General features: G+C 70.4%; 5 protein-coding genes. 2 read left to right on the forward strand and 3 right to left on the reverse strand.

The genetic code is table 11. The features are described from left to right. Nucleotides 1–153: 153 nt before the first annotated feature. Nucleotides 154–996 carry an S-formylglutathione hydrolase gene (gene fghA, locus VI238_RS12430; RefSeq protein ID WP_331651808.1) on the reverse strand — a complete coding sequence of 281 codons (843 nt, stop codon included), beginning with the start codon at nucleotides 994–996 and terminating at the stop codon, nucleotides 154–156. A gap of 267 nt (nucleotides 997–1,263) precedes the next feature. On the opposite strand from fghA, the gene VI238_RS12435 reads away from it, so the two are divergent. Then, on the forward strand, nucleotides 1,264–1,752 hold the full coding sequence (locus VI238_RS12435; protein ID WP_331651810.1) for an 8-oxo-dGTP diphosphatase: 489 nt from the start codon (nucleotides 1,264–1,266) through the stop codon (nucleotides 1,750–1,752). Nucleotides 1,753–1,920: 168 nt separating this feature from the next. Here the strand turns inward: VI238_RS12435 and VI238_RS12440 are convergent, their stop codons facing one another. Both VI238_RS12440 and VI238_RS12445 read right to left on the reverse strand, forming a co-directional pair. Next, nucleotides 1,921–3,189, reverse strand: coding sequence for an MFS transporter (locus tag VI238_RS12440; RefSeq protein ID WP_331651812.1), 1,269 nt, complete (start codon nucleotides 3,187–3,189; stop codon nucleotides 1,921–1,923). A 176-nt stretch (nucleotides 3,190–3,365) separates the two neighbouring features. After that, entirely contained in the window at nucleotides 3,366–4,178 is an 813-nt protein-coding gene (locus tag VI238_RS12445; protein ID WP_331651814.1) for an MOSC domain-containing protein, read from the reverse strand. Nucleotides 4,179–4,712: 534 nt separating this feature from the next. Here VI238_RS12445 and VI238_RS12450 point away from each other — a divergent pair. Further along, nucleotides 4,713–6,019: GMC family oxidoreductase (locus VI238_RS12450; protein ID WP_331651816.1), on the forward strand; the 1,307-nt coding region annotated here is incomplete at its 3' end.

Raw genomic sequence — 6,019 nt, forward strand, 5'->3', positions numbered from 1 at the left:
AGAAGGGACGGTTCGCAGCTCGTGTAGGGCGGGTCGAGCCGCATCGCGGCGAGTCCCGCCGCAACACGCGAGGCGCCGCGGGAATCCCTGTAGGAGCCCACCCTGTGGGCGACCGCGGACCCGTACGACGCGGCGTCGTCGCCGATCGCGACGCTAACCTCGCAACGCCTGCGCATGGTGACGCAGGTGGTCTTCGACGAAGCTCTGGATGAACCAGTAGCTGTGGTCGTAGCCCGCGCGGCGGCGCAGGTCGAGCGGCTGGCCGGTCGCGCGGCACGCGCGTTCGACGAACTCGGGGCGCAGTTGCACGTCGAGGAACGCGTCGGCGTCGCCCTGGTCGACGAGCAGCGTGCCAGGGAAGCGCGCGCCGTCTTCGATGAGCGCAGTCGCGTCGTACGCGCGCCATGCATCGCGATCGTCGCCGAGGTAGCGCGGGAACGCCTTCTGGCCCCAGGGCACCTGGATCGGCGCGACGATCGGCGCGAACGCGGACACCGAGCGGTAGCGTGCGGGGTTCTTCAGCGCGATCGTGAGCGCGCCATGGCCGCCCATCGAGTGGCCGAAGATCGATGCGCGCGTCGTGTCGAGCGCAGGGAATTGCGCCGCGAGCAGTGCGGGCAGTTCGTCGACGACGTGCGAATACATGCGAAAGCGCGCTGCGAACGCGGGCGTGGTCGCGTCGAGGTAGAAGCCCGCGCCTTCGCCGAACTCCCAGTCGCCCGTCGCACCGTCGATGCCGGTGCCGCGCGGGCTCGTGTCGGGCGTGACGAGCGCGAGGCCGAGCTCGGCGGCGACGCGCTGCGCGCCGGCCTTGATCGCGAACGTTTCCTCGGTGCAGGTGAGGCCGGCGAGGTAGTACAGCACGGGCGCCTTCGCGCCCGGCGCGAGCGGCGGCCGGTAGACGCCGAAGCGCATCGTGCCACCGGTCGCGGCGGACTCGGCGCGATAGACACCTTGCGTGCCACCGAAGCAGCGTTGTTCGGACACGATGTCCATGGCGATGGCACTCCATCCGGGATCGCCGCGATCCCCTCGTCATTGCGATCGTGCCTCAGAGGCAACGTCTTCGGCTACTCCGTTCGCGGCTGCGCATGCGCACGGCTCCCGCCGCGGAACCGCACTCCGGGCGAGCGGCGTACGTGGAGCCGGCGTAGGCACGACGACCACCCGTTTGCGCTGAGCACAGCGGTCGCAGGCCGCGGAGTCGAAGCGCAGTGCGCAGCGGGCTATGATCGCGGGTTCCATCGCCGCATTCCGACACCGATGCCCTACACCCCGATCGTCGCGACCCTCGGCTACGTGCTCTCGCCGGACCGCCGCCAGGTGCTCATGATCCATCGCAACACGCGCCCGGGCGATCATCATCTCGGCAAGTACAACGGCCTCGGCGGCAAGCTCGATCCGCACGAGGACGTGCTCGCCGGCATGCGTCGCGAGATCCGCGAGGAAGCGGGCATCGAGTGCGCCGCGCTCGAACTGCGCGGCACGATCAGCTGGCCCGGCTTCGGCAAGCACGGCGAGGACTGGCTCGGCTTCCTGTTCCTCGTCACCGCGTTCGACGGCACGCCGTTGCCGGCCAACCCCGAAGGCACGCTCGAATGGGTCGACCTCGACAAGCTCGACACGCTGCCGATGTGGGAGGGTGATCGACACTTCCTGCCGCTCGTGTTCGACGCCGACCCGCGCCCGTTCCACGGCGTGATGCCGTACGAGGGCGGGCGCATGCTGTCGTGGAGCTGTTCGCGCGTGTAGGCGGTCCGGGCTCGCGCGCAGCGTCCGATGCGAAGGACCCGCGATCGCGTTCCCGTGTAGGCGCGCACCCTGTGCGCGATCGCGATCGAGTATCGCCGCGAGGGCGCGGCATCCACAGGGGGTGCCTGCGACGGAAACCGGGACAGCGGCGTGGCGGCTCGCAGCCCGCTACGCCGACGGCCGCTTGCGCGCCGCGCCCGCATCGAGCAGCCGCGCGGTGCGCCAGCCGATCGACGCCGAGCTCGCCGCGGCAACGACCGTGAGCAGGGCGAGCATCGGCGAGGTCGCGCCGAGCAGGCGCAGGCCGTTGAGGCTGCCGTTGACGACGACGTCGCCGAAGCGCCAGACCGACGTGTCGATGAAGTTCTTGGTCTTGTAGCGCGTCTCGGCGTCGACCTGCGTGTAGAGCGAGTCCGACGCGGGCTTGAAGATGCCGTACGCGCTCGCGCGCGTGACGATCGCGACCGCCGCGATCCAGGCGCCGCCGAACACGGCGAACAGCGCGAGCATGATCGCCTTGACGATGCCGTCGAGCGCGAGCGCGGCCGAGGGGCCGACGCGCACCATGAGCACGCGCGTCGCGGTGAGCTGGAACAGCGCCTGCAGCACGTTGGTCCAGAGGTCGACGTTCGCGGAAAAGTCGATGCGCGCTGCGCGTGTCGCATTGGCGACGCCGTTGTAGTCGATGAGGAACGCGTAGATGACCGTGCCGACCGCGTCGCCGAGCAGCATCAGCAGCGCCATGCGTCGCATCAGCGGCGACTTCAGGGTCTCGATCGCGCCGGCGATGAAGCTGCCGCCGATGATGCGCTCGTCGCGGCGCTCGTCGCCGACCACCGGATGCGCCTTCGACCAGCGCGCGAGCGCGAACACGCAAGCGATCGCGAGGCCGAGCAGCAGCGAGGAGACCACGAGCAGGCCCGACACGCCGGTCACGTCGTTGAGCGCCTTGGTGAGCATCGGCCCCGCGATCGCGCCCGCGGCACCGCCGAGCGCGATGACCGGGAACAGCCGGTGCGCCTGCTCGGCGTCGAACAGGTCGGCCATGAAACTCCAGAACACCGCGACGACGAACAGGTTGAACACGCTCACCCAGACGAAGAACACCGAGCCGAGCACGCGCGCGCCGATCGCGTCCTGCAGCTGGAACAGCGGGATGAACGCGATCATGCCGAGGATGAAGAACGCGTACACGACCGGCACGAACACGCGCCGCGGATAGCGCGACACGAGCGCGCCGTACAGCGGCGTGAGCGCGATCGTGCCGACGAACGTGGACAGGTAGAACAGCGGCAGGGCGGTCGATCCGACCGCCGCGGAGAGCTGGTCGCGCACCGGGCGCAGCACGTAATAGGCTGCGAGCACGCAGAAGAAGTAGGCGAACGCGACCGCGACGGCGAACCACTCGTGGCGCTGGATGGCGGGGCGTTTCGGCAAGCGGGGCTCCTGCACCGTGCGGGCGCGGCAAGCCTAACATGCGTGCATGTGCCGCCCGTGCACGCCTCGCGCGTACGGGTAGGAGCCCACCCTCTGGGCGACCCGCGTCGCGTCACGCTGCGAGGTTGCGGTCGCGCACAGGGCGCGCTCCTACGGCATGGTCGCGGCGACGCCGCTCATGCGAGCACCTCGACCGCGTCGCCGACGCGCAGCACGCCGTGGCCGCGCGGGATGAGGTTCTGGCCGAAGGTCACGCCGTCGGGCGAGCGGCGGTAGGTCGTGAGCGTGCGCAGCGGTTCGCCCGCGGGGTCGCGCTCGCCGCGCTCGAAGTCGACGGTCGTGAACACGCAGCGCGTGCACGCCTTCGCGACCTCGAACTCGATCGCGCCGATGCGGATGCGTTTCCAGCCGTCCTCTGCATGCGGCGCGGTGCCCGCGACGACGAGGTTGGGGCGGAAGCGCAACATCGGCACCGGTGCGGCGAGCTTCGCGTTGAGATGGTCGAGCGCGGCCTGCGAAACCAGCAGCAGCGGAAAGCCGTCGGCGAAGCTCACGAGGTCGTCGTCGGTGCCGTAGCGCCCGTCGTATTTCGCCTTGAGCTTGCGCGTGCACGCATCGTCCATGTGCACGAGGCGCAGCGGCTCGCCGAGGAATTCGTGGAGCCACGCATGCGCCGAGGGATCGGCGAGCAACGGGCTCACCGCGGCGCCCCAGACCGCGGTATCGATACGCTCGCCGTCGCGCGGCGCGGGGACGCGCAGGCCCGGCATGCCGGGCGCGTCGAGGCGCAGCGCATCGCCGTCGGGGCGCGCCTCGACGAGCGTGAGGCGCGCGACCTGGCGGCCGGTGACGAACGCGCCATTCGCGTCGACGACCATCCAGCGCCGATCGCCGGCGAGGCCGCGCGGTTCGACCGTCGCGGCATCGACGCGCAGCGGCGCGCCGGATTTGAGCGGGAACAGGTGCAGGGCGGACAGGGTCGCGGTCATCCGCGCATTGTGCCTGCGCGGCGCGCGGCCGCGTAGGGCCGGATTCACGCCATGCAGGAGGGCCAGTGCCTTCCCTTCTCCCATGTGCGGGAGAAGGTGCCGGAGGTGGATGAGGGGACACCGTGCGAGCCTTTCGCGAGGCTTCCCTCACCCGCGCCTGCGGCGCGACCTCTCCCGCGAGCGGGAGAGGTGATACGAGCGGGAGAGGTGATACGAGCGGGGAGGTGATACGAGCGGGAGACGCGATATCGGGCCGAGGTCGCATCGTTGTGCTGGCTTCTGGAGTCATGGCGAGGATTGCCTTTCCCTTCTCCGCTTGCGGGAGAAGGTGCCGGAGGCGGATGAGGGGACACCGTGCGAGCCTTTCGCGAGGCTTCCCTCACCCGCGCCTTCGGCGCGACCTCTCCCGCGAGCGGGAGAGGTGACATGCACGGCCACTTACGCGAGCGGGAGAGGTGACATCCGCGAGGTGACGTTGTCGCCGGTCAGGTCTTCTGGAGTAATGGCTCTAGCGCGTCCGCATACGCTCGGGCGATGACTTCGAGCTACGACTACGTCATCGTCGGTGCGGGTTCCGCCGGCTGCGTGCTCGCGAATCGCCTCGGCGCGAATCCCGCCCATCGCGTGCTGCTGCTCGAAGCCGGCGGACGCGACTGGCACCCGTTCATCCACATGCCGGCCGGTATCGCCAAGCTCGTCGGCAAGAAGGGCGTGAACTGGAATTACGACACCGAGGCCGAGCCGAACCTCGGCGGGCGGCGCCTGTGGTGGCCGCGCGGCAAGGTGCTCGGCGGCTCGAGTTCGATCAACGCGATGTGCTACACGCGCGGCACGCCGGGCGACTACGACGCGTGGGCGCTCGCGAGCGGCGATCCGCGTTGGGCGTGGCAGAACGTGCTGCCCGTGTTCAAGCGCAGCGAAGGCAACGTGCGCGGCGCGGATGCGTGGCACGGCGCCGACGGCGAACTCACGGTGTCGCCGCTGCGCCATCACAACGTGCTGTCGCAGGCGTTCGTCGACGCCGCGGTCGAGGCCGGCCACGTGCGCAACGACGACTTCAACGCCGACACCCAGGACGGCTTCGGCTTCTACGCGGTGACCCAGCGCAACGGCGCGCGCTGTTCGACCGCGGTCGCGTTCCTGCGCCCGGCGCTCGCACGCGGCAACGTCGAGGTGCGCACGCGCGCGCTCGCGACGCGCGTCCTGCTCGATGGCCCGCGCGCGACCGGCGTCGAGTTCCGCCATCGCGGCAAGGTCGAGCGCGCCGAAGCCGGCTGCGTGATCCTCGCAGGCGGCGCGATCAATTCGCCGCAGCTGCTCATGCTGTCGGGCATCGGCCCGGCCGATCACCTGCGCGGGCACGGCATCTCGGTCGCGCTCGATCGTGCCGACGTCGGCGCGAACCTTCAGGACCACCTCGACATCTGCACGCTCGTGCGCTCCACGCGCGCGGTCACCTACGACAAGACCAGCGACCTCGCGGTCGCGCTGCGCTTCCTGCTCCGGCGCGACGGCATCGGCAGCTCGAACATCGCCGAGGCCGGCGGCTTCGTGCGCTCGCGCCTCGCGTCCGATTCGCGCTGCGACATCCAGTTCCATTTCGTGCCTGCGCTGCTCGATGACCACGGCCGCCATCGCCTCGAGGGTTTCGGCTACACCGTGCACGCGTGCCATCTGCGGCCGAAGAGCCGCGGCGCGATCCGCCTGCGTTCCGCCGACCCGGCCGCGCCCGCGGCGATCCATGCGAACTACCTCGGCGACGGCGACGGTTTCGACCTGCGCATGATGGTCGAAGGCGCACGCCTGTCGCGCGAGATCCTCGCGCAGGACGCCTTCGCGCC

The sequence above is a fragment of the Dokdonella sp. genome, assembly GCF_036518555.1.
GTDB lineage: Bacteria > Pseudomonadota > Gammaproteobacteria > Xanthomonadales > Rhodanobacteraceae > Dokdonella_A.